Below are 24673 nucleotides of genomic sequence, written 5' to 3'. Positions count from 1 at the left end.
GCTATGGATATTCCGAATGCGAGCCCACTGACACACGAGCCGCTGGCTGCGCGCGGCGTCCTGCTATCGATTGCTGAATTCCTGCACAAATCGGTGGCACCGCAGGTACAGGGAGAACTTGCAACCCGCGCGGCCGAATGCGTTGCGCTACTGCTGCGAATGGGCCAGGAAATCGCGCCGGCCGATGCGGTGACCACGGCATTGCAGGCCCTGAATGCGGTTCCGACCGGGCCCGATGCCCTTCGCCCTCCGATCGAGCTTGCGCGGCTGGAGGCCGCCGTGCTGGCGGCAGCCGATATCGATTTGGAGCTTGCCGAGCGGCGGCTCACAGAAGCCGGTACCGCCGCGCGCCATTTCGACGCCGCCGGCTTCGAGCGCTATCTGCAGGCGCAGCCACGCGGCGGCCCGGGCCTGCGCATCACCCAGGTACGGCAACTCGCCGGGGGACGCTCCAAGATCACGATCCTGGCGCAGCAGCAGGGCGCAGTCGATCTGCCGGCCGATCTGGTCGTGCGCCAGGACTGGATCGGCGGCGGGGTCCAGGGCACGACCGTGGTTTCGGAATACGCGCTGCTCAAGAGCGTCTTCGCCGCCGGAATCAAGGTACCGGAACCATTCCTGATCGAGCCGTCCATGGTACTGGGCGCCCCTTTTCTGGTCGTCTCGCGCATGGCGGGGCGGCAGCAGGGCGGCTATTTCAACCCGCCGCACTCGGAACGCATGGTGCTGGATCTCGCCGAACAACTGGCGAGGCTGCATCGCCTCCCGGTTGCCGCATTCGTCGAAGCCGGCGTTGCGCCGGGCGCCCGCACACCGCATCAAATGAAGGCGGTGCTCGACGGCTTTCGCGCCGTGCAGTCACGCTACGGAGTCCCGGCGCACTGCATCGGCCTTGCCCTGGGCTGGCTGGAACGCAATTGCCACCGCATCGACGGTGGCCTGGAAGCGCTGGTTCACAACGATATCGGCGCGCATAACCTGCTCATGGATGGCGAAGGACTCACTGCCATTCTCGACTGGGAGTTGGCGGGCATCGATCATCCCGCGATCGACTTCGGCTACGCCCGCGAGTGGATCAGCCAGATCGTACCCTGGGATCGCTTCATGCAACGGTACCAAGCCGCTGGCGGGCCGGAGATCGATCCGCTGACCCAGGATTTCTACACGCTGTGGAGCGCATTGCGGGTTTACGTACTGCTGATAAACGCGCGGGCCGCGATTGCGATGGGACTGATCCGCGACATGGAAGTGGTGCATACCGCGATCGATGCGATACCGCGGATGGTGCGACGCATTTCGCGCGAGCTATGCGCGGTGCTGGAGCGGTATCCCGCATGAACGCCGCCCGGCACAGCGGGGCCGGTCCATACCGGAGCCCAAGGATCACCGCATCCTCGACGCCCCGGCTCGAGCGTGGCCATCATCGCAAGCGACCGAGATGGGTCGATGCCGTCTAAACGAGTGATCGTGGTGGGAGCCGGGCTCTCCGGGCTGGCGGCTGCATTCACTCTCCAGCAGGCAGGCTTCAAAGTGCTGGTGCTGGAACGGCTGAACCGCCCCGGCGGTCGCGTCCAGACGGTCCGCAAGCAGGCTTACGTGATCGACACCGGTCCCGATGCGATGACGCTCGGGTATCGGGAATACCTGTCGCTGATCGACGCGCTGGACCTCCGTGATCGCATCGTTCTTTCGAGCCCGGTGATGGGCGTGATGCGCGGGGACAGTATCCACGACATCGATCCGCGGCGGCCTTTCACCGCTGCTTTCACGCAGGCACTTTCGTGGCGGGGCAAGCTCGGCCTGGTTGCCGGCGCCATGAAGCTGAGGCCCCGGCTTCAGGGCATCGATTCGTTCGAACTGGTCGAGTCGGCAGATCGGGAAGATCCGACAAGCAATGCCTGGGACTATTCGCAAAGCCTGTTCGGCGCTGAATCGACCGCTTATCTGATCGATCCCGCGATCCGGCTGACCACTGGCAGCGGGGCGCGGGAATCTTCGATGCTGGGAGTGCTGGGAGCGCTTGCGAACTGGACCGCTCCGATGATCAACCTCAAAGGCGGGCTCGATGTCCTGCCGCGTGCGATTGCAGAGCGCGTTCCGATCATTTACGGCGCGGAAGTGACACGGGTCGTCGACACTGCCACTGGAGCAACAATCGAATACCGCGATGCACAGAATCTGACTCATACCGAGGAAGGCGACTATTGCGTCATCGGCGCCATGTATGACGTGGGCTGCAGGATATGGGAACCGCTGGCGAATCTGGCTCCGGACTTCGGCCCCAGGCTCAAGAGCGTGAAGCTGATCAGCGTTTCGCTGGGTTACAACGCGCTGTGCCGTTCCAAGGCCTACGCCATCGCGATTCCCAGCAGGGAATATCCCGACCTCCTGCTGGGTTTCCTGCAACACAACAAGGCGCCCGATCGCGCGCCGCCGGGCTGCAGCCTCATCACGTTTTATACCGATACACTGGCCTTCGACGTTTATGCCGAAAAGACCGACGCCGAGATTGAAGCCTGGGCGGCCGGCCATGCCGAAACACTGTTCCCCGAACTGAAAGGGCATCGTGAGATTTGCGAAGTCACCCGATGGCCCAAGGCAGGCTATCTGGCGACGCCCGGGTTCTGGCAACGCTCGCGCGGCTTGCTGAGGGCTCTGCCGGATCAAACTCGCGTGCAGCTCGCGGGCGATCTGTTCGGAGCCGGGTCCATGGAGTCCGCGGTCCGATGGGGCAAGCGAGCAGCGGACCGAATCATCGCCAACGTCGCACAGCAGGACGCGATCATTCTCGGCGGAGATGCCCCCGACCTATAGTCTTGTCATTACGTCCATGGACCAGCGGTGCATTTTCGGCGACCAGAAGCCCTATCGCATAGCAGACCATCAAACCGCAACAGATCGTTATCAGGGCAGCCAAGTGCGTTGTCGCAATGCCTACATCAGCGTGTATGGCGACCCAAACAGGGGCACCCACCAAGCCGTTGGTCGCCGCACCCAGCATCCACATCAACGGAATAACCAGAAGGCGGCGAGGTCCAAGCAATAAGGAATCCAGCCGAAAAACGACTGCTGCCATCATCATCGGCATCAGGGAATTCACGAACGGCCACCATAGGGGAAAGTTCATGAAAACGAGCGGCTGCGTATCACCGTAGTAGACATACAGCCCCAGATTCAGGGCCGGGATCTCAAACGCACAATCGGTCAGCATGAACAAAAGGTAGACCAGAAAAAGGCCCCGCATCGAGATGCCCTTCTCGTACAGCCGATACGCGAGGAACGCCTGGCCGCCCATGTACCACATGTAAACCGGCATGCCGAACATCGGAAGGTGAATTCCGAATATGACAGCGTATGTCCAGATGCCGAACGCCGGATGCCAGCATTTTCCGAGCGTATCGACTATCGGTTCATTGAAATACGTCCATGCACCACCCAGAAGAAAGAGCAGCCCAATGGGTGAACCGCTCGACCGCCAGTATCGAAGCGCGAAAAAGAGCGCGACTACCACCGGAACGCACATCGCCACAAAAAACCAACTTTGTCCGAGCGCCGGCATCACCATGTCATAGGGAGGTTCAGCGGCTAGTGCATTACCGAAGATCATCTTGTTTCCCAATCGTCACGAACATCGAACGTCGCACGTCGCACGTCGCCGGACGCGACCCTGTTACGGCGAGTAGCGCATCCCAGAGCACTTAGGCGTGCAGCTTCTCGACGACTCGTTTGGCCGCTCTCTCGCCGCTGACTACCGCCGTGTTGACGGATGAGAAGGGAGCAAAGTCCCCGGCGATTTGAACTCTGGCCTGCGGATCGATCGCGCGGTTGTATTCGCTCATCAGCCGCGCGTTTCCCGGTTTTACTTTTAACGCACAGTAGTCCCAGCGCTGCACCATGGATTCTTCGACGGAAGAGCTGATATCCCCGAAAAACGGCCTCAGCTTGGCTATGACTTCCTTCAAAACGACATTGTCCTCGGTGTCGAACCTCTCGTCGCACCAATCCGATCGCAGAAAAACGCTGATCATGCCCTTTCCGGGAGGCGCGCGATCCGGCGCCTTCAGGTGATCAAGAAAAACGGTCGTGATGTCCGGGCATTCGCGCTTGGGCATCATGATGTACATTTCCGGGTGATCCGGCTTGGCAGACAAGCCGAAATGTACGTTGACACTCCGCGAATATTCGATCGTATTCAGGTACGTTTTCTGGCCTTCTATCATCTGCGGAAAAATTTTCGTCGCTGGCTTTGGCTCGGTGGCGATAACGCAGGCTTCGAAGGGACGCGTCGTTTCGCCCGATTGATTCACGTACGTTACGCTGACTCCCTGCTTGCCCTCATGCACATCGACGACATGCGTGTTAAGCAATACTTCGGTTCCCTTCAATAGGGTCTCCGGCAGTGAACTCATACCTCCCATCAATGAGTACATGTGCGGCGTGAAGTTCTTGGCCGTCCAGAAGAACTGAATGACCGACGCCTGATCAGCCGCCGCGAGCCAGGCACCGCGTGTCAGCGTGCCGGTCAGATACTCGTAGATTTCTTCGTTGAGCTCTCTGAGAGAGTATTCCTCCACCGACTCGACGTCATGCGGAATCAGAGCGTCTATCTGCTCATAGTCGAGATTGTTTCGAAGCTTCACGACATCGCGAACCATTTTCAGCATCTTGAATTTACTGCGGACGGAGAAAAGCTCACTCGACAGAAAACTGCGGATGGGTCTCGCCATATCGAGGTACCGGAGTACACCATCTCTGGGTATGGCTCCAACCGGTTTGATAGTCAGAAACTGGGAACCCATCCCGATTTCTCGCGCCACGTCCCGGGTTCTGTTGTAGCTGCCCAGCAGACCCACTGCGCCGGTGTCAAAGATGAAGCCGCTTTTACGCAGTGTTCTTGCCCGGCCACCAATGTAGTCGCCAGCCTCAAACACAAGGGGCTTGAGACCCGCCGCTTTGAGTCGATAGGCTGCCATCGCGCCGGCTACGCCGGCTCCTACCACCGCCACCGTTGGTACGCTCACGCCAAGACTCGCTGATTCAGGGGCACCCATTACAACGCGGATTGCCGTCGAATTCTCGACTATTCGAGCAACACGTTTCGACTAAACAAGAAGAAAGATAGGGTTCGTCAAGTATCGAGCCTAATTGAAGGCTAACGCGCGGCCGGAGGCTCGCTCCTCGCTGGGAGCAATACCAAAGCGCCTCCGGTAAGCGCGGCCGAAATGTGAAGGATCAACAAAGCCCCAACGGCAAGCGATTTCGATAATGGACTGGTGAGCCATTGCTGGATCGTGCAACGCGCGCCGGCATTGCTGGAGGCGAGATTCCCGGATGTGTCCGGAGACACTCAGCGAACGCCGAGCGAAAATCGTGTGCAGGTAGCGCGATGAGACATGGCAATGATTGGCCACCAATTCCGTGTCCAGGTTGGAGGCCGACAGATAACACTCGATAAACAACATGGCTCTATCGAACACTGCGTCGGTGGAGACGGCATCCTCGCGCAAGAACGCTTCCTTACCTTCGATGTCATCGAAACATCCAGCGATCAGGTGTGTCAAAGCGCGTCCGTGATGCTGCCCCTGGATAGGAGTGAGACCGCTGGCGCGTTGCAGCAAAGCCATTAGCGTGGTCCGCAGCATGGAGCCGGCACTGGTCGACAGCGGAAATGCCCGATTGCATAACTGATCTACCTGAGGCGCATGGCTGCGCAGCAGTGAACCAGGCACTCGAACCTGAATCGACGAATGTCGTCCATCGGTCGAGGAGCCCGATACGTAGGCCTCAAAGGGTCGTTGCGCTGTCAGCAGAACTGCCGAACCCGCCGAAAATTCCGAACACAATCCCGCGTGGTCGATCTGGAAGCGCGCGTGCAGAGGCATGCAAAGAATGAAGGAATCGACCGGGTTGGCACGGACATGCTCAGGGGTCCGAACACCATGCTCAAGCCCCTGACTCTCGTACCGCGTTAGGTTGACCGCACCAATCTGACAGCCTCTGAAGCTCGTCGGAAATGAAGCCGACGGATCGGACATCTCGTAGCGCATCGAGCAAACAAGCTTAGATATGTCGCCGTACTGCTCGAGCGCAATGGGGCGAAACCTTGGTCTGGTCGCGGAACTGGTCACGTTACTCCCCTCCGAAGTCACGCTAGCTCACGATGATAGGTACTGTGGTAGTAAGTTAGCACCATTGTCCTAGAGAGTCAGCCGCCCGCCGCCCCACCCAGATCGCGGGACATCAAGGCCTCACCAGCCGGGCGCAACGACTTTTCCGATTCGGTCGATATGCCGTGCGAAATTAGTCGAGACAGCGGAATCATCTCGAACTCAAAATCCGTCACGCAGCCGCACATCCACTATTAGAACGGCGAATCGGAGACTCATTCAATGACTACAGGAAAAACGCTGGCCCTCTGCCTGGCCGGGGGAACGATCGTCGCCGCTTCTCAGCTCGCTTGGTCGCAAACCGATCCCTCACTGGGCACAGAGACCCCGCAGGAACCTACTGCCACCGAATCGCCTGCTTTAAGCGATGTCGCCACGATCCCGGTCGACCCGCCGACTGATCCGGCCGATTCAGCGGACGAACGACGCCGCCCGGCAAATCGCGCTATCGAAGAAGTCATCGTCACCTCGGAGCGCCGCGAGGCCAATCTTCAGGAAGTGCCGCTGTCGGTTTCGGCCTTCTCGGGTGATGCCCTGGAAGCGCGTGGCGTAGTCGATACCAAAAGCCTGGGCAAGATCACCCCTGGCCTGCAATTCACCTCGCAGCTTGGCTATCTTTTCCCGTACATCCGCGGCATCGGCAGCGATGCCTTCGTACCGGCGGTAGACCCCGCGGTCGTAACTTATCTTGACGGCGTGTATCTGCTCTCTGGTCAGGGCATCGCATTGGCTTTTGGCGGCATTCAACGCGTGGAGGTGCTCAAGGGGCCGCAAGGCACGCTGTTCGGTCGCAATGCAGTCGGTGGAGCCATCAGCGTCTATACCAAGCAGCCGGGGGATGTTTGGGAAGGGTCTATTTCGCAGGAGCTTTCCAACTTTGATGGTCGTCGGACCAAGGCTTTTACCGCAGGGCCGGTGACGGACTGGTTCGGTATCGCAGCGGATCTCAACATCGGCACCAACGACAACCAATACACCGATCTCTATTACGAGGTACCACGGAACCGCGACTACTCCGGGCGCGTGACCTTGGCTTTTAAAGCCCTGGACGACCTGGACATCAATCTCAACTACTTGGGTTCGTATCTGGTCGGCGCTGGCAGCACGATCCAAAAGAACATCTATCCAAGCCCGCTGGCGCAGTCGCTCGGGATCACGCCACAGGAAGACAATTACACCGCCGAGCAGGATTTCCCGGCCGATGGCGGCGGTCGGCAATGGGTGGTATATGGCTCGGGCAACTATCGCGCGGAGCCTTTCGACACCAAGCTGACACTGAGCACGCAGAAGGTCTTCGCCGATCGCCAGGCACTGGATTACGACGGCTCGCGCCTGCCGCTGGTGAGCGCTACTGCGCATTCGAAGGGCCAGATCGACGAGGCCAAGAGCGTCGAGCTGCAATTCCTGTCGAACGATTCCAGCTGGGGGCACGAGCACTTCCAGTGGGTCCTGGGCGGCTTCTACTTCGACGAAACCGGCGGCTACGATCCGGTAACGCTTGCCGCCGCACCCAATCTGCTGCTGGCGCTGAGCTCCGGCGCACTCACCCCCGGCCTGACGATTCCCACCGGTCTAACCGATCTGATTGGGCGTCTTGATGGACTGGGACTGCTCGGCACCAATACCGGCGGTGTTCAGCTACCGCTCTACGGCATGCTCAATACCCAATCCAGATCGGCATTTTCGCAGGCCACCTGGTTCATCAATGAGGTCTTCAATCTGACGGTCGGCGCCCGCTATCAGGACGAAGAACGGAAGGTCTTTGACTCGCGCTCCACAGTACGGCTGCCCGATGGCACCAGCCAAACGCTGCTGCCGTTAATTCCCGGCCAGTGGGACGACGAGCGCAGAACCAAGAACTTCTCGCCGAAGGCCACGCTGAGCGCGCAAACCGATGGCATTCTCTACTACGCCGGCTGGGGCAAGGCTTTCAAGGGCGGCACCTTCAACACGGTGAACGTTTACACGCCGCCCAGCTACGTCAAACCCCAGGAAGTCACCAGCTATGAACTGGGTATCAAAAGCGAATTTCCAAAATACGGCCTGCGCCTGAATGCAGCGGCGTTCTACAACGACATCCGGGATCCGCAGGTCCTGTACGTCTCAGTGCTGACCGGCGGTGCTGTCGTACTCGAAAACGCGCAGAAGGCCAGAACCAAGGGCTTCGAGCTTGAAGGCTCGCTGCTTCCGCTGATGGATCTCGATCCAGGTCTCGTCCTGACCGGCAACCTGACGTATGTGGACGCGCGCTACACCGAGTTCACCAATGGCAGTGGCTATAACCCCAATCTGCTGTATCTGTCGGCGTCCAATCTCGACTTCGCCGGTAACCGGATTCCGAGAACTGCAAAGTGGACGGGGTCGTTCGGCTTCGTCCAGACCATTGAAGCCGGCAACTCCGGTGAAATCGAGCTGGCGGCCGATGCGACTTACAACTCCGGCTTCTACTGGAATGCGCAGAACACGCCGTTCGTGAAAGAAGATGCGTATACCCTGATCGACGCCCGTCTGAGCTATCTCTATCGGCCATGGAATGTCCGCGTGACCGCATTTGGTTCGAACCTCACCGATGAGCGTTATCACGAGGCGCAGTTCCAAACCGACTTCGGCGATACCGTGACACTGGCTTATCCGCGGCAGTACGGTTTGCGAGTCGGACTGACGTTCTGATGGGGGCCGGTCGCGCCGCTCCCGCCCCAGCAGAGCATCCAGACAATATCTCTCCAAAGCACCATCACGACCATGATCGAACGACATCAACGCTTCTGCGTTTGGGCCGGCTTCGCTTTCGCGCCGACGCTTCTGATCGGCCTTGCGATCGCTGGATTTCTTCAGCCTCCCTCCCCCGCTCTCGATGCGGCCAGCATCGCTCAAATGTTCGCGGAGGATAGGACCAGAATCCGGATCGGCATTTGGATTGCAACGGCCGGCTCGCCTCTGCTCGCGTTCTATGTCGCTGCCCTCTCACACCTGATTCGCCAGATCACACAAGGCCATTCTCCGCTTATCACTGCACAGGCAGTTGCCGGCAACTGCCTGCTACTCGAGTTCATCTTCCCCCAGATGCTCTGGCAAGCCGCCGCCTATCGACCCGAGCGCGGTGCAGACTTCCTTCTCATGCTCAACGACGTTGCCTGGCTATGTTATGTCGGCATCGTCGGCACAGCGATCGTGCAAATGCTCATACTCGCGATCGCGATCCTTCAGGATCAGCGGCCCGAGCCGCTGGTACCGCGTTGGTGCGCCTTCCTGTGTCTCTGGTGTGCCTTTGGCGTCGCCGGCGGCAGTCTTTGCATCTTCTTCACGACGGGCCCCTTCGCCTGGAACGGCATAATCGCCTGGTGGGTGCTGGTGTTCTCGTTCTTCATCTGGATGGTCACGATGGCGTACTACATGTCGCGGGTATGCAGCGTCGCGCTACTGGGATTTCCCAGCAACCTGATGGTGAACTCGCAATGAAACCATTCTCTGCGGCAGAGCGGCTGCGGACGGCAGTTGAAGTTCAGGCGCTCAACACATCCGACAGATGCAGCGTGTCCATGTATTCACGTACCGAAACTATCAGACCATCGCGTATTTTCAGCAGTATGTGATAGTGGTTGTGATACGTCTGGCCGTTCGCACAGGCGCCCTCGGCCTCGATCTCGACAGCAACGCGTTCGCCTTCGGCTGTGATGCCGGTTACCACCATCTGCATTCCGCCCGGAACCATTCGTTCCAGACCCTTGAGCAGCCGCTCGATCTGAGAGCGTGTCTTGGTCCCAGCGACTTTCAATCGGTCCGGCTCACCGAGCACCCACCAGGTCGCAACCGGCGAGAGTCGGGACAGGGCATCGTCGACGCGGTTGGCGAATGCCAGTTCGAGGAACTCCAGCGCCAGTGCCTTGTTTGTTTCGATTGGGTTCACAAATGGATCCGCTGGTTGAAGGTGAGTGATCTGGGCGGGCGTATCGCTTAGCTCATGGAATCGACGAGGCGCTTCGCTGCCGTTTGCGGATCGCAGCGCCGCGCGACGACGTCGTCGATCGTGTCATCGAAAATATCATGCTGCTCATCGTCCCCCCGGCGTGCACGCAACGCGGCCGCCATGCACTCAACCAGGCGGGCACGAGCCTGTGAACGCCGCCGCGCCGCGAACTGCTTCGGGTGATCACGAAAATGCTGATGATGAGCATCGATCGCTTGCAGTAGTTCGCGTATACCGACTCCGCCGGCCGCTTCGGTCTTCAGCACCGGCGGCTGCCAGGCCTCCGCGCCGAGCGCATGTGTGCGGAACTCCACCGCCTCGCGCAAGGCCGCGACGGTGCGATCGGCGCCGGCGGTGTCGGCCTTGTTGACCACGAACAGATCGCCGACTTCGAGGATGCCGGCCTTGACCGCCTGCACGGCGTCGCCGCCGGCCGGCGTCTGCACGATAATCACGGTATCGGCATGGCGCAGGATTTCGATCTCGTTCTGACCGACACCAACGGTCTCGATCAGTATCCGGTCCCAGCCCATGGCATCGAGCACGGTCAACGCGTCCGCGGCGGCCAGCGCCAGGCCGCCGAGACGGCCACGCGCGGCCATGCTGCGGATGAACACGCCAGGGTCGGTGTTGTGCCGGCCCATGCGCACGCGATCACCCAGAATGGCGCCGCCGCTGAACGGGCTCGAAGGATCGACCGCCAACACCGCAACGCGCTCTCCGGCAGCGCGGTACTGCGCCAGCATCTGATCGACCAGCGTGCTCTTGCCTGCACCGGGCGGGCCGGTGAGCCCGACGATCGGCGTGCTGCCGCCGCGCGCATACAACTGCGCCAGCACCGGCGCGGCCGCCTCGTCCGCGGCTTCGATGCGCGTGATCAGGCGCGCGGCACTGCGCAGGTCACCACCCGAGATCGCGGCAGTGATCTGCGCCGCGCCGCGGACATCGGCCGCCGCGCTCATGTCGACGACGAAGCGTCACCGGTCAGCGATTTTCCGGTGACGTCCTGCAGGAAGGCGGCAATCTGATCCATGCCCGATCCTGGGCCGAAGATGCCCTTGACGCCCATTTCGCGCAGCGCTGGTTCGTCGTCGGCATGGATCAGTCCGCCCAGCATCACGGGCACATCGGCGACGCCGGCCTTGCGCATCTTGTCGAGCAGGTCGTGCGTGTAATGCAGATAGGTGGCGGTGCTGTAGCTCAGGCCGAGCACGTCGGCGTCTTCCGCGATCAGCGCGTTGATCACGCCGTCGGCGGTGTTGTGCTCGCCGAGGTAGACCACTTCGACACCGCGATCGCGCAGCAGCTGCGCGAGCGTGCGGATGCCCTTGCTGTGCACGTCGGTGCCGAGCATTGCCAGCAGACAGCGGATTTTTTCTTGCGCCATCAGATTTCGGGGTAGGCAAAAGGAGATTCGACGACCCGGAACGGATCGTAGGACAGCCCGCTGGCCACGCGCACCGTGCCCCAGACTTCGCCGATGCTGGCGTCGGCGATCAGCGCGTCGATCATCGCCGGGTGGGCGTTCTCGCCACTCCGGGCGACCCGGTAGAGCTGGCCGATTTTGTCCTTGAGCAGAGTCTGGTCGCGCTCCAATTTAAGGGCGCGGAAACGCTCCATGTGCGCAACCATGCCCTTGGGGTCAAAGCTGAAGCGCTTGGGCGAGGGCTCGGGCTTAGGGATGAACTTGTTGACGCCGACGACGATGCGTTCGCCCCGATCCATCTCTTTCTTGAACTGGTAGTTGTAATCGTCCATCAGGCCCTCGATGGTGCCGTCCTCGATCGCCTTGATCAGGCCGATGGCCTCGATCCGATCCAGAAGCCCGAGCGCGTCGGCCTCGACCTGGTTGGTCAGGCTCTCGACGTAGTAGCTGCCGCCCAGCGGATCAGCTGTACGCGCCGCCCCAACTTCGTTGGCCAGGATCTGCTGGGTGCGCGTCGCGAGTTCGCGCGCTGCTTCGGTGGGGATGCAGATCGGCTCGTCATAGGTACAGGTTTCCAGCGACTGCACGCCGCCCAGCAGCGCGGCCAGTGTCTGCACCGTCGCGCGCGCTAGGTTGTTCAGCGGCTGCGGATAGACCAGTGCGCGGCCCGAGGTATGGCAGGCGATGCGCAGGCGTTGGCTGCGCGCGTCCTGCGAGCCGAACTGCTCCTTCATGGTCCGCGCCCAGATACGGCGCAGCGCGCGGAACTTGGCAACCTCTTCGAAAAAATCGATATCCGAACCCGAAACCCAGGCCATGCTCGGTGCGACCTGGTCGACGCCGACACCACGCGCCGCGAGGTCGCGCAGCGTGAGCTTGACGATCGCCATGCCCAGCGCGATCTCGCCCGAGGCCGGCACGCCGCGCTCGCGCAGGTTGTAGGCCTGAGGACAGCCCAGCGACCAGCGCGGCGTGTGCCGCGAGCTGTATTCCAGGCAGTCGACCGTCGTGCGGTGACCCAGCACCGTGGGTACGGTGATCTCGTTGCCCACCGACAGCCGCAGCTGCAGATGATCGGGCATATGCGAGCCCAGCAGCTTGGACAGATCCCGCCCCTGCTTCTTGGCCATCGCCACGACCAGCGGATAGATCATCATCGTGGTGTGCCAGGCGACCCCGGTGCGCGTGACGTCGATGCCGCTCAGCAGCACCTCCAGGTCGCGCACGGTCGGCAGGGAGCAGCCCTCCTGGCCGGCGTCCGGCGAGAAGGCCGGATGGTCGGGGTCGACCGCCTCCTGGCTCAGCGTGTCGAGCACGATGTTGATGCCGGCCGTGCCCAGTTTCAGCGCGTTCTCGATGCCTTCGCGCGTGTCCTCCGGCGCGCCGTAGCCGACGATGTTGCGCAGCGTCCACATGCGGCTGCGGTACATCTCGGGGAAGGAGCCGCGCGTGTAGGGATACTCGCCGGGCTCGCCAAGATCGCGCGCATAGTCCATGCCTTCGACATCGGCCGGCCCGTACGAGTTTTTTGTTTCGATGCCGCTCCAGGTCGCGGTGCGCGAGAGCTTCACCGACACGTCTTCGAGATGCGCTTTGATGTCGGCCGCGCGGCTCACGTCTTCCGGTACAGGGGGCTTGTTCACGGGGCGCTGGGGCTGGCGTACTGGTCCCGCAGTATGAACTTCTGAATCTTGCCAGAGGCGTTCACCGGCAGCGACTCGACGAAGTGCCAGCGCTTCGGCATCTTGTGGCGGGCGATGCGCGACTGCAGGAATGCGATCAGCTCGTCGGCCGACGCATTCAGGCCAGGCCTGAAGATCACGGCGGCGGCCACCTCCTCGCCCCACTTCGCGTCCGGCACGCCGAAGACCGCGGACTGGGCGATCGCCGGGTGTTCGGCAAGGCGATCTTCGATCTCACGCGGATAGATGTTCTCGCCACCACGGATGATCATGTCCTTGAGGCGGCCGGTGACCTGCAGATAGCCATCGGGCCGCATCACGCCCAGATCGCCGGTATGCACCCAGCCCTCGGCGTCGAGCGTCTCTGCGGTTTTCTCAGGCATGCCGAAATATTCGAGCATGCGGCAACGCGTGAGGATGCAGATTTCGCCGACCACTCCGATCGGCACGATACCGCCGGTGTCCGACACGATCTTGGCTTCGGACAGCGGCAGCGGCGCGCCGACGCTCTGCGTCACACGTTTGATATCGTCGCCGCGGCGCGTCACGCACATCGCGCCTCCGGCTTCGGTCTGGCCGAACAGCGTCATCACTTCCGCACCGGTGCGCGACTGCACTTCGCGTACGAGTTCCGGTGCGACGACGGTGCCGCCGGTGACGATGACCTCGAGCCTGGACAGATCGGTGTTCGCCAGCCGCTCGCTGTGCAGCATTGCCACCAGCATCGTCGGCACCGCCATCGTGATCCGCACCGCGTAGCGCTGCAGCGCATCGAGCATCGCATCGGCATGGAAGTCCGGTACCAGCACTTGCGTGCCGAGATTGGAGATGCAACCCAGCGTCATCGTCACACTGCCGCCGACATGGAACATCGGCAGCAGATTGAGCCACACCGAACCGGTCGGTACATCGATGCGGCCAGCAGTCAGGCGCGCGTTGTTGACGATGCCGGCATGGCGCAGAATCGCGCCCTTGGGCCTGCCGGTGGTACCCGAGGTGAACAGGATCATCGCCGGCGCATCGTGCGACACCGCAGGCAGCGGTGCATCCGTCGCTGCGTCGACGAAGTCAGGCCACTGGTCGAGGTAGACGATGGTCTGCAGCGCCGACAGCGAAGGCCATAGTTGCTCGATCACCGACTCGTTGTCGTGCTTGCGCCAGATTCGATCGAGCACCAGGCCTCGCGCCTGGCTCTGATGCAGCAGGTATTCCAGTTCGACTGAGCGATTCGCCGGATTGAGCGTGACCAGCACGATGCCGGCGAGTGCGGCACCCAGATGCAGCAGCACGATCTCGGCGCTGCCGCCCGCCCAGGTCGCGACACGATCACCGGGCCTGAAACACCGCAGCAGCGCGCGCGCCGTGCGTTCGGCATCAGTCAGCAGTTCGCGATACGTCCACTGCCGTGGCGGCTGATCGGCCCGCGGCACGATCAGCGCGAGCCGCTCGGGCTGCCGCTGCGCCGCATCGCGCAGCAGCTGCCCGACCGACCAGTCGAGAAAGTCGACGTTGGTCTCGGCCTGGAAACGGGATTGATGGAGCGCTGCGATACCGGCGGGCATCTGCAGACTGCGTCAGGTCGACGGCTCGGACGGTAAGCGCCCGATGAGCCGGTCGATCTCCGCCAGATAATGCCGGATACGGATTTCGGATTCCGACAGCCGCGTGCCCTTGAAGCATTCCGATTCCAGGCCTTTCTGCACTTCGGGAATGCGCCGCACATCCTGCGCCAGCAGATAGCCGAATTCGGAAAGCTCCTTGGGTATATAGCGCGCAGGCCGCTGCTCACCCTTCCAGCCCGCAGGGCCGAAAGCCTCGGGTCCGAAGGAGTTCAGATCCAGCACCTGCGTGGTGTCGTCGCTGACCGGCAGACACAGGGTGATCGCGTTGTACCAGCTCTTGCGCGGGTCGGTCGCATGCGGGCGGAAGATCTGCAGCAGCACCGAATCGGCAAAGACATTGATCGTCATCGCCGGGAACGGCGAGTAATTCCAGTCATCGACGACCTGATCGTCGCTGAGCTTGTCGAAGAAATCATAGCCGTGCTTCTTGCCCCACTTGCGCTTGGTATCGGTCATCGCCTGCTTGTACTCGTAACCCTTGAGGTGCTGGTAGTCCTCGGGATTGCCGCCGTAGACCGTGATGAACATCTTCAGCGCTTCGTTGACGGTGTCGCGATCCTCGTGCCGGCTGGTGACATAGCCGATCGGGATGATCATGCGCGACAGGCCGTGTCCGTACAGGTCGTACTGGCACTCGAGCATTTCGGAAACCGGGATCGCTTCCGGATGCACGTCGTCAGCGTGGTAGAACTCGATGAAAGCATCGAGCGCGGTCTTCCAGTTCGCGTCCCAGCAGAACTCCAGGTCGCGCAGCACGCGCAGCCGGCCAAAGTCGTAGTCCTTGAGGTGCCCGGGCATCACGTCGAGGTGCTCGAGCAGTGTCAGGCGCGGATTCGGGTCGGGATTGACGAAGATCAGGCTGTTCCAGACACCGACGCTGACCGCGGTCATGCCCGGACGGTCGCAGACCACTTCGGGGCGGAAGATCAGCTCGTCGCGGATTTCCTTGTTGCTGCCGTCGAGGTTGTACTTCCAGCCGTGAAAGTCGCAGGTGAAACAGGCATTGCCGGTGTGGCCGAAGTCGTTGTGTACCAGGCGATTGCCACGGTGCGGGCAGACGTTGTAGTACGCGCGCAGGCCGTCGTCGCCGGGCTGGGCGCGGACGACGATGAACGATTCCTTGCCGAGGTTGTAGCGCAGGTAGTCGCCGACGTCCGCAAGATCCTGCGTCAGGCCCGCGAACGCCCAGCTCTTCATCCAGACGTGCTTCCACTCCAGGTCCGCTTCCTCCTTGGAGTAGTAGCGGCTCTTGTCGGGGCGGCCGGTGCCGTAATCGACGTAGGGTGCCTTGTCTCCCGAAGGGCCGGAACGCCCGCCCGGATAGGCCTGAAAACCCTGCTTGAAATCGAACTGGATCTTGCCCATGGCCTTTCCTGATCAGTGAGATGATTTGCGACAGCGGAAACTTGAGCGCCGCCCAAGCTCTCCATGCGTCGAATGCGTCGAATGCGTACCGTACGCTAGCGACCCAGACTACCAGTAACCATACAAGTTTGCAGGCAGCATCATCGAAGGCTGCCGAACCTGAAATCCCTGCCACCTTACCCAGACCGCTAGACCCACCGCCGGGTCAGCAACAGGCCGCAGATCCAGACCAGCAACAACGCCATCGCGATCGTGGCGACACCCGACAACTCGAGCACCCAGTGCGGCCAGTCCGTATTCATCGCGTTGTACATCGGGAACCCGGCACCCGCATGTCCCATCAACGCGCCCATCGGCCCCATCGGGACGATCAGAATCTGCTTCCAGCCTTTCAGGTGAGGAAGCGTCACATACATCAGCGTGGCGCCCATCAACATGCAGCAGCTGTTCAGGATGTTCCACGTCAGCGGTGCCGTCCCATGCCAGAGCCACAATGGCTGGTAGTCGTAATAAATCCAGAGTCCGTGCGACACCGGATAGGCTTCACCGAGGAAGTAGCAGACCGCTGTGATCAGTACCGTTTTCCAAATGTAGGGGCGGGTCAGCGACTGCCCCACCATCTTCGGATACAGCGTCAGATAAAAGATGCCGAAGCCCGCGGTGTAGCCCAACGCGATGTGCCAGGGAATCGCCCGGTCGACCGCCTGGAACAGCGTGATCTGCCCAGGCGCCGGATGGATCGCATGGCCGAGAAAGGTCACGATCGTCTCCAGCAGGATAGCGGCGAAGCCGGCCACGACCATCAGTACCGGCACCGCGGAGCGATAGCGCCGCGCCATGACCATCGCCGCGATCAGCACGCCCACGACCGCAAAGATCGTGGCATACAGGAAGACCGTCTGCAGCCCCTGGGGAATACTGGCTTCCGGCGGCACCGGAAAATTGACGCTGAGCTGTGCCATCGACATGGTTTCCGATTTTTGAACGCACTACTTTCGCTTCGGAATCGGCAGGAAGCTGCTGGTCTCGCTGATGACCTTCTGATAGGCCGGGCGCGAGCCCATGAACTTGTCCTGGAAGGCCTTGCCGAGGATGCCGGTCAGCATGATGGTGTTGAACGCCGGGCCGGCGATGGTCCACCAGATCTCGGGATGCGCCGACACGGCGACGATATAGATGCCCCACCAGACGACGGTGTTGCCGAAATAGTTCGGATGCCGCGTATAGGTCCATACCCCGGTCCGCAGATAGCGGCCCTTGTTGTTGGCATCCGCCTTGAACGCCTGCAACTGACCGTCCGCCACGGTTTCGAAGTAGTAGCCGTAACCGAACACGGCCATACCGACCAGCGACAGCCAGTTCAGCTCGCCACCCATTGCATCCTTGGCCGCGAGCACACCGAAGACGGCCGGCAGGCCGATGACGGCGATGACGATGGCCTGCGGCTCCATGACGACGAAGAAGCTCTTCCACCAGTAGCCTGGCGAGAATTTCTTGACGAAGCCCAGATAGCGCTGATCCCCGCCGCCGGTGGTGCGTTGATAGCCCAGCCAGCGCTTCGACAGGTAGAGGCCCAGCCGGCCGCCGTGCAGCGAACACATCAGCAGCAGCACCGCAGCAGTCTGCGATTTGGCGTCGCAGAGAAAAAACGCGATCAAGGTCGGGATCGCGTAGCCGAAACCGTAATAGCCGTCCATCATCGAATGATCGGTCTGGAACAGTCCGATGACCCAGATGAGAGTGACGACGAAGAAGGTGTAGGCGGTGCACGTCCAGAAAATCCCCCAGTTGGTCGTTGCGTCCAGACCCAGTCCCGTAAGCAATCCAGTAAGCAGTTCAGTCATTACCGCTGTCCCCTAAAAAGTGGTGCGTGGTGCGAATGGTCTACGACCGGATCAGGACCGCAGATCCGGCTTCCAATGGATCTCCGGCATTTCCGGAAGCAGGAGCCCGGCAGGCGCATCGATGACGCGCGGAATCGCCTGAACCAGGGTGACGATCGTCATGATGTATCCCGCCGGCGACGGCTCTTCGGGTGCAATCGTGATGTTTTTGACAAACGACGCCTGCGACGCGACCGTCACCTGCAACGACGGCCGCCCTTCGATTGCGATCGTCCAGAAATCATCGCCCTTGGCCGTATCGGGGCGCATCACGTCGCCCAGATACCAGTACACCTCGGTGGTGTAGAACGGCTTGCCGTTGGCATAGGCAGTCCATGCGTAGGACACCAGGCCGACCGTACCCTTGGCGACGGTCGTGGCAGGCGTCACGATGTCCTGCGGCGCGTTCCTGAGCTGCGCCGTGCGCTCGATGCGGTCGAGCTTGATGCCAAGCCGGTCGGCTACGTACAGGATCGGCTGCTTCAGGTAGTTCTCCGCCATCATCGCCACAGCGACGTTCTGTTCCGCCGCCGCTTTGTCGGCGCCGAATCCGAACAGCTGCAGCGTCTCCAGCGCACCAGCCAGAGGCTCCGCATTGAAGAACTCCTGGAACTTGATCGACTCGACGTCGTTGGTCAGGCCGGTCAGCAGCGTCAGCAGCCGCTCGTTGAAGAAGCCCGGCGTGATGCCTGAGCCGTGCAAAGTCGCTCCACCCTTTTCAGCCGCAGCCCTGAAGCGCTGCTCGACTTCTTCGCCGCGCGCCTTCAGATAGTGATACGGCAGCGGCGTAATGACGTTTTTGCCACTCTCCAGTAGCGCGATGATCTCACGGTCGGAACGCCAGTCGCCGAAGTCACGAGCGGTATACAACACGCATTCGGCATCGATCTTCAGGAATGCGTCGAAATCGGTCGTCGCACTGACCCCGATCGGGCCAATACCCACGAGCTCGCCCGCGTCCACACCGTTCTTCTGCGGCGAGTAGGCCAGCACGCCGACGAGTTGCATTTCCGGCAGGCGCTGCACTTCGCGGATCGCACAGGCGCCGAGGCCACCGGGACCTGCGACCGCAACTCGATAGGGCTTTCTCATGTTTCTCCTCGGGCCTGGCCGATTTCACTTTCTAGTACATTTATACTAACTACAGTCATACCGCGGGTCAACGGACGACGGCCGGTCTGGCGAAGTTCGCTGTGATTCTCGCCGCCGCGCGGGCACCCATCTCCACCGCGGTGTTCTGGCCGGCGGCCGACATGTAGTCCGCCGCGAACTGCAGCCGGGACTTCGGGTCGAGCGCCGCGTTGAATTCGCCGATGCGCCGGTAAGCCCCGACGCCGGTCAGGGGCAGGGCCGCAGCCCAGCGCGTTACCTGCGTGAACTCGATCTGATCGCCGAGTTCTGGAAACACCTTGATTACGCTTTTCAGCGTATGGGCAACGATGTCCTCGTCCGATGCGTCGAAGAAGCGCTCCGAGGCGGTGGCCTCCCAGTCCACGCCGATCAGGCCACGGCCCGGCGGCGCCCGATCCGCACACTTGTTGTGCTCGACGAACATCAGCGCGATATCCGGGTCTTCGCAGGAAGGCAGCTGCACCAGGAAGGCGGGACATGAAGGGCGGATACGAGTCGCCACGGCAACGGTGATCGCCTTCGTATAACGCAGCGCGCTACTCAAAGGCTGCAGCAGCGCCTGCAGATCCGGGCAGATCTTCACCGCTTCGAACAAGGGGCAACACACCACGCAGGCGTCGAAGCGCTGCACCGCCGAATCAGTGGCGCCGCTCGGCCGGTATTCGACTTCTACATGATCGTCGCTGCCCGTGACTCGTAACACCGGGCACTCCAGCTGCGGTTTTACCAGCGCTGCGAGCATTTCCGGCAGCCGGCCCTGCCCGCCTCGCATCGCCAGGATGCGCGTGCTCATGATGTTGGCGAGGCCGGAAAACAGCTCGACCTTGCTGATCTTGTCCGTGTCGGTGATCAGCATCGTCCGGGCGATGGGATCGCCCAGGTAGGAGTCGATCTCGCCGTTGAGCACACGCAAGGCGTAGTCGCGGGCACTCTCGGTATCGAGAGGCGCGGCACGGCGCATGTCGGCATAGTCGAGACGGCCGCGCAGCTTGGCATGCACGATATCGAAGCCAAGCCGCAGCAACTTGATTTTCGACGTCCACGACAGCAAACCTGTCGTGATCCCGGTTCGCATCATCCGGTTCGTACGCAACAGGTGGATCGTGCCATCGCGGACGATGCCGATCGCCGGCATGGCGGGCTCTATCTCGGCCCCCAGGCCCAGCTCACGAGCCAGTTGCAGATACCCGCGATAGCTTTCCGCCAGCGCGCTGGCGCCGGTATCGATCACATAGCCCTCGTAATGCACGGTCTGCACACGCCCGCCGGCCAAGCCGGATGACTCGAACACGCCGACTTTCCAGCCTTGCTTGCGCAAGCGATAGGCGGCGCTCAAACCTGAGAGGCCGGCACCGATGATCGCGACCGAGGGCGCCCGGTCGTTTATCAGGGTTCCATCCATGCCATGTTGTCTTTTGTTCTAGTATGAAAATACTATAGTATGAATATACTATAACTGCACGGAAGCGAGCGTCGAACCGCTCGGCTTGAGGCAGGCGCATCCACAACGAACACGAGGAGATCGTGCGATGTCCACCCGGAGCGCCGTGGTCGTCGGCGGCGGTTTCGCAGGCCTGACTTCTGCTTACTACCTGCGCAGGGCCGGCTGGCAGGTAAGGCTGATAGAGGCGTCCGGTCTCGTCGGCGGTCGCGTGGCCACCGTGCGCAGGCAGGGCTATACGATGGACACCGGAGCCACCCAGATATCCACCGGCTACACCGAATATCTCGCGCTTTGTGCAGAATTGGGGCTCAGCCAGGAGATCGTCGCGTCTAGCCAGGCGATCGGCTTCATCCGGCACGGCAGGATTCACGTGATCGACGCCCGCCGGCCGATCACTGCGGGCTTTACGCCGCTGCTGAGCTGGTCCGCCAAACTCAGCACGCTGAAGACGCTGAAGGACTATAGGTCCCTGCGCCCGTCGATCGACGTGAGGGACGTCAGCGCCCACTATGCGAAAGACACGATGTCCGCGAAAACCTATGCTGAAAAGCGGCTTAATCGCGAGGTATACGACGCACTGATCGATCCCCTGCTGCGGGCGTACGTGATGAATCGCGCGAGCAATGTCTCGGTGCTCGAATGGTTTTCGACACTCGGTAATCTGGCCGGGCGCAACATGATCAGCATCAATGGCGGCAATGATCGCTTGCCGCTGGCGCTCGCCAACGGACTCGACCTGCGGCTGAGCACCTCCGCTCAGTCGGTTCGAAAAATAGACCGGGGCGTCGAGATCGTCATCCGCACCGCCAGCGGCGCTCAGGACGTGCTGACCGCCGATACCTGCGTGCTGGCGACGCGACTGCCCGAGGCTCTGGCGATCTACCCGCCGGCCCGTGAGCTGGCCGGCAGCCTGACGCAGACGCTGACCTACAACCGTGGCCTGTGCATCGACGTGGGCTACCGGCTGCGCCCGCGGAACCTGGCGATCGGCCTCTTGCTGGGTGCGGTGGAGCACCAGCAGATCGGCTTGATCTGGGCCCAGCACAACAAGAATCCGGACCGCGTGCCGGCGGGGCACAGCCTGTTCACGGTCTATTTCGACGAGGCGATCAACGATCAGTATTTCAATGCCGGCGACGAGTCGCTGGTCGATATCGCCAGCACCTATGTCGAACGACTGTTCCCGGAACTCGGAGGGCAGCGCGATCTGAGCCACGTCACGCGCTGGCCGCTGGCGATTCCCAATCCGGCACCCGGTTATTACCGGCAGATCCACGAGATGAAGGCCCGCATCGATCCAGCCGATCGCCTGCAACTCGCCGGCGACTACTTCACCTGCGTCGGCCAGAACTCGGCGATCTACTACGGCAAACAGAGCGCCGAGCGGCTGATACGGCACCACGGACAATCGCGATGAACGCTCTCGATCTCAATCCGATATCGCGGCCGGCGAGCGCGGTGATGCCGGCCTTGCCGCAGGACGTCATGGTGCTGTTGTTCGGCGCACTGATCGTCGCAGCGCTGACGTGGGCGCTGCGTCTGGCGCTGGGCAGAGGCGACGACCGGCTGCTAATCCTGAGCGGCTGCGGCGCCATGGCGGCACTGCTCGAAGGCTTCGCCTGCTACCTGATCCAGTGCTATCACGCCCCGGTCGGCGAGTACCGCGTCTATCGCGCATTCGACACCGACGTGCCGCTGTGGCTGGCGGAAGTCTACGTGCTGTTCTTCGGCGCCGCGGTGCATTTGTTTCTGCGGACATTTTCGAAGAAGCCGACGGCCGCGACGTTCTGGTCCGGCTTTGCCGTGATCGGCATCGGCGAGGGCCTCTTCGAGATGTACGGCATCCACCAGGGGATGTTCCTGTACTACGGCACGCAACCGCTGCCCATCCTCGGATTCCCGCTGCATCTGGGCTTCGTCAATCCCGCCTTGGCCATGACGTTCGCTGCCATCGCCGGCACCTGGTTCCGGTTTGCCCGCGGCGGCGCCCGCTATCTGTTGATTCCGCTGACGCCGCTCCTGCTCTGCGGCCTGTATGCAAGCGTGATCACTCCGGTCGCAGCGGGCTTGCATCGCGCCAGTGCCACACTCGCGCTCGAGGGTGCGGTATGCACCATCGCGGCTGCGCTGGCGATGTCCTTGCTGGCTTACTGGACGCTGCAACGCTTGCAGGCTACTGCTTCCGGAAACCCCTTGCGTGGCTGAGGCCGTGTCGGACTTCGTCATCGTTGGCGCCGGCCAGAACACACTGACCGCCGCCGCGTACCTCGCGGCGGCCGGCAACAGCGTCACCGTACTGGAGCGCCATCCCTACTGGGGCGGCGGCTGCATCACTCATGAAGTCACCCTGCCCGGCTTCCGCCACGATCTGCACGCCACCAACGTATTCATGGCCCGGGCCAATCCACTGGTGCGCCTCGACGAGCTCGGACTGCTGTCGCAGTTCGGATTGCGATACGCCGATCGTGAGGCCGCTTCGCACGGCACGGTGTTCGACGACGGCTCGGCCATCGCGCTGTACAAGGACCTCGAGCGCAGTTGCGACAGCATCGGCCGCTACTCCTCCAGCGATGCCAAAGCCTATCGCGAGTTCATGCTGCGCACTTTGAAATACATCCCGCTGTTTAGCATGGCGCTGTTCCTGCCGCCGGCCAACGGTGCGACGTTCAGGAAGCTGCTGGCTGCGAGCGCGGAGGGCCGCTATCTTCTGGACTTCTTCAACGCCAGCACGATTGATGTGATCGACCAGAATTTCACGCACGAGCGCACCAAGGTGCACATGCTGCGGCTGGCCACCGAAATGATGATGCGCGCCGACGCGCCCGGCAGCGCGTTCGGGCTGATGTTCATGGCGGGGCTCTATCACAGCTATCCGCCCGGCTTCGTCGTCGGGGGATCGCAGGGCTTCTCCGACGCGCTGGTACGCTGCCTGCAACATCACGGCGGCGAGATCGTGACGGGAGCCGAAGTCAACCAGGTCACGACCGACCGGGGCCGCGCGACGGGCGTGACGACGACGGACGGACGCCGCTACTCGGCGCGCCTGGCGGTAATCGCCGGCTTGGTACCTTGGAAGCTCTCCGACTACGTCGCCGGCACCGAGGCGCTGACCGAGCGATGCAAACAGGTCCCGACCAGCGACTACACCTGCTTCCTGACCCATCTGGCACTCGACGAGGCGCCACTGCCGGCAACACCCCCGGAGTTCCAGTCGATGGGATTCACCGTCGTCGCGCCGATTGACTACGACGCGATGGTCCGCATGACCTACGACGCCCAGCAAGGTCATGTACCGCGTGACTTCTCGGCATCGTATGTCTGCGCAAGTAACGGCGACCCGAGCCGCGCGCCCGCCGGCAAGTCGACCCTGTACCTGTATCGCACCGTCCCGACTCTGCTTGCAGGCCAGCCGCTGGAAGCCTGGGATTCGATCGCGGAAGCCACCGGCGACGATCTCGTCATCCAGACCGCCCGCTACATTCCGAATCTCACGCCCAGGACGATCCTGGGGCGGCGCTACGAATCACCGCTCGACATCCAGCGTGAGTCACCGTCCTATCAGAACGGCGACGTCGCTTCGCTGGCGATGACGCCCGACCAGTTCATGGGCGGCCGACCGATCCCGGAATTGGCCGACTATCGTGTACCCGGCGTGAATGGACTCTATCTCTGCGGCCCGTTCATGCACCCCGGTGGCGGCGCCAATGGCGGGGGCCGGCCGGTTGCCATCAAGGTCATGATGGATCTGGGGATGAAACTGGACAAGGTATTCCAGCTCTAGCCGATCGGCTCTTGCACGAGCCATCGCCCGGTCGACTGTGGGATTCCTGCCGAATTATCTGATCCATCACATCACGTCCACTGCAAAACCAACATCTAGTAGACTCAACCTATTCATGATAGTAATATCATACTAGAAAATTTTTTAGCTGAATAACAATATTGGATCGAATCCGGCCTCTCGCAGCCCGGCTTACAAATCCATT

Annotated in this window: 20 protein-coding genes; 7 read left to right on the top strand and 13 right to left on the bottom strand. The window is 61.8% G+C overall.

Features of this window, described 5'->3' with window-relative positions; all coding sequences use genetic code 11:
* Window positions 1-3: 3 nt before the first annotated feature.
* Together JWQ90_RS20065 and JWQ90_RS20060 are read left to right on the top strand one after the other, a co-directional pair.
* Window positions 4-1338 (top strand): phosphotransferase, encoded by a 1335-nt coding sequence (locus tag JWQ90_RS20065; protein ID WP_299696799.1) that lies wholly within the window; start codon window positions 4-6, stop codon window positions 1336-1338.
* A gap of 75 nt (window positions 1339-1413) precedes the next feature.
* The gene (locus JWQ90_RS20060) at window positions 1414-2814 is read left to right on the top strand and encodes an NAD(P)/FAD-dependent oxidoreductase (RefSeq protein ID WP_299696798.1); all 1401 of its coding nucleotides are present in this window, start codon (window positions 1414-1416) and stop codon (window positions 2812-2814) included.
* Here JWQ90_RS20060 and JWQ90_RS20055 read toward each other — a convergent pair.
* The 3 genes from JWQ90_RS20055 to JWQ90_RS20045 form a co-directional block, all read right to left on the bottom strand.
* The gene (locus JWQ90_RS20055) at window positions 2783-3607 is read right to left on the bottom strand and encodes a hypothetical protein (RefSeq protein ID WP_299696797.1); all 825 of its coding nucleotides are present in this window, start codon (window positions 3605-3607) and stop codon (window positions 2783-2785) included. The two genes, JWQ90_RS20060 and JWQ90_RS20055, sit on opposite strands and share 32 nt — an antisense overlap.
* A gap of 91 nt (window positions 3608-3698) precedes the next feature.
* A complete protein-coding gene (locus JWQ90_RS20050) occupies window positions 3699-5021 on the bottom strand; it encodes an NAD(P)/FAD-dependent oxidoreductase (RefSeq protein WP_299696796.1) in 1323 nt (440 codons plus the stop codon).
* A gap of 120 nt (window positions 5022-5141) precedes the next feature.
* Window positions 5142-6128, bottom strand: coding sequence for a helix-turn-helix domain-containing protein (locus JWQ90_RS20045; protein ID WP_299696795.1), 987 nt, complete (start codon window positions 6126-6128; stop codon window positions 5142-5144).
* Window positions 6129-6389: 261 nt separating this feature from the next.
* Between JWQ90_RS20045 and JWQ90_RS20040 the strand changes: the two genes are divergently transcribed.
* Window positions 6390-8837, top strand: a complete 2448-nt coding sequence (locus tag JWQ90_RS20040; RefSeq protein ID WP_299696794.1) for a TonB-dependent receptor — start codon at window positions 6390-6392, stop codon at window positions 8835-8837.
* Window positions 8838-8909: 72 nt separating this feature from the next.
* Window positions 8910-9626, top strand: coding sequence for a hypothetical protein (locus JWQ90_RS20035; RefSeq protein WP_299696793.1), 717 nt, complete (start codon window positions 8910-8912; stop codon window positions 9624-9626).
* Window positions 9627-9669: 43 nt separating this feature from the next.
* Here the strand turns inward: JWQ90_RS20035 and JWQ90_RS20030 are convergent, their stop codons facing one another.
* The 10 genes from JWQ90_RS20030 to JWQ90_RS19985 all read right to left on the bottom strand — a co-directional run bounded on the left by JWQ90_RS20030 (window position 9670) and on the right by JWQ90_RS19985 (window position 20645).
* A complete protein-coding gene (locus JWQ90_RS20030; RefSeq protein WP_299696792.1) occupies window positions 9670-10074 on the bottom strand; it encodes a nuclear transport factor 2 family protein in 405 nt (134 codons plus the stop codon).
* 47 nt (window positions 10075-10121) lie between these two features.
* Window positions 10122-11096 (bottom strand): methylmalonyl Co-A mutase-associated GTPase MeaB, encoded by a 975-nt coding sequence (gene meaB / locus JWQ90_RS20025; protein WP_299696791.1) that lies wholly within the window; start codon window positions 11094-11096, stop codon window positions 10122-10124.
* On the bottom strand, window positions 11093-11521 hold the full coding sequence (locus tag JWQ90_RS20020; RefSeq protein ID WP_299696790.1) for a cobalamin-dependent protein: 429 nt from the start codon (window positions 11519-11521) through the stop codon (window positions 11093-11095). The genes meaB and JWQ90_RS20020 overlap by 4 nt, the downstream gene beginning before the upstream one ends.
* Window positions 11521-13203 (bottom strand): methylmalonyl-CoA mutase family protein, encoded by a 1683-nt coding sequence (locus JWQ90_RS20015; RefSeq protein ID WP_299696789.1) that lies wholly within the window; start codon window positions 13201-13203, stop codon window positions 11521-11523. The genes JWQ90_RS20020 and JWQ90_RS20015 overlap by 1 nt, the downstream gene beginning before the upstream one ends.
* Window positions 13200-14804, bottom strand: a complete 1605-nt coding sequence (locus tag JWQ90_RS20010; protein ID WP_299696788.1) for an AMP-binding protein — start codon at window positions 14802-14804, stop codon at window positions 13200-13202. The genes JWQ90_RS20015 and JWQ90_RS20010 overlap by 4 nt, the downstream gene beginning before the upstream one ends.
* Window positions 14805-14816: 12 nt before the next feature.
* Complete coding sequence (locus tag JWQ90_RS20005; protein WP_299696787.1) at window positions 14817-16229, bottom strand: aromatic ring-hydroxylating dioxygenase subunit alpha; 1413 nt, start codon at window positions 16227-16229, stop codon at window positions 14817-14819.
* Between the two features lie 188 nt (window positions 16230-16417).
* Window positions 16418-17191 (bottom strand): hypothetical protein, encoded by a 774-nt coding sequence (locus JWQ90_RS20000; RefSeq protein ID WP_299696786.1) that lies wholly within the window; start codon window positions 17189-17191, stop codon window positions 16418-16420.
* Between the two features lie 27 nt (window positions 17192-17218).
* Window positions 17219-18073, bottom strand: coding sequence for a DUF1295 domain-containing protein (locus JWQ90_RS19995; RefSeq protein WP_299696785.1), 855 nt, complete (start codon window positions 18071-18073; stop codon window positions 17219-17221).
* A gap of 51 nt (window positions 18074-18124) precedes the next feature.
* Window positions 18125-19204, bottom strand: coding sequence for a hypothetical protein (locus JWQ90_RS19990; protein ID WP_299696784.1), 1080 nt, complete (start codon window positions 19202-19204; stop codon window positions 18125-18127).
* Between the two features lie 67 nt (window positions 19205-19271).
* The gene (locus JWQ90_RS19985; protein ID WP_299696783.1) at window positions 19272-20645 is read right to left on the bottom strand and encodes an NAD(P)/FAD-dependent oxidoreductase; all 1374 of its coding nucleotides are present in this window, start codon (window positions 20643-20645) and stop codon (window positions 19272-19274) included.
* Between the two features lie 127 nt (window positions 20646-20772).
* On the opposite strand from JWQ90_RS19985, the gene JWQ90_RS19980 reads away from it, so the two are divergent.
* The 3 genes from JWQ90_RS19980 to JWQ90_RS19970 are packed head-to-tail and all read left to right on the top strand — an operon-like array spanning window position 20773 to window position 24468.
* The gene (locus tag JWQ90_RS19980) at window positions 20773-22104 is read left to right on the top strand and encodes an FAD-dependent oxidoreductase (RefSeq protein WP_299696782.1); all 1332 of its coding nucleotides are present in this window, start codon (window positions 20773-20775) and stop codon (window positions 22102-22104) included.
* A complete protein-coding gene (locus JWQ90_RS19975) occupies window positions 22101-22892 on the top strand; it encodes a hypothetical protein (protein ID WP_299696781.1) in 792 nt (263 codons plus the stop codon). The genes JWQ90_RS19980 and JWQ90_RS19975 overlap by 4 nt, the downstream gene beginning before the upstream one ends.
* Entirely contained in the window at window positions 22885-24468 is a 1584-nt protein-coding gene (locus JWQ90_RS19970) for an NAD(P)/FAD-dependent oxidoreductase (RefSeq protein WP_299696780.1), read from the top strand. The genes JWQ90_RS19975 and JWQ90_RS19970 overlap by 8 nt, the downstream gene beginning before the upstream one ends.
* Window positions 24469-24673: the final 205 nt, after the last annotated feature.

Origin of the sequence: Hydrocarboniphaga sp., assembly GCF_028291725.1 — a bacterium.
Classification (GTDB): Bacteria; Pseudomonadota; Gammaproteobacteria; order Nevskiales; family Nevskiaceae; genus Hydrocarboniphaga.
This window is presented reverse-complemented; position numbering and strand designations above follow the sequence as displayed.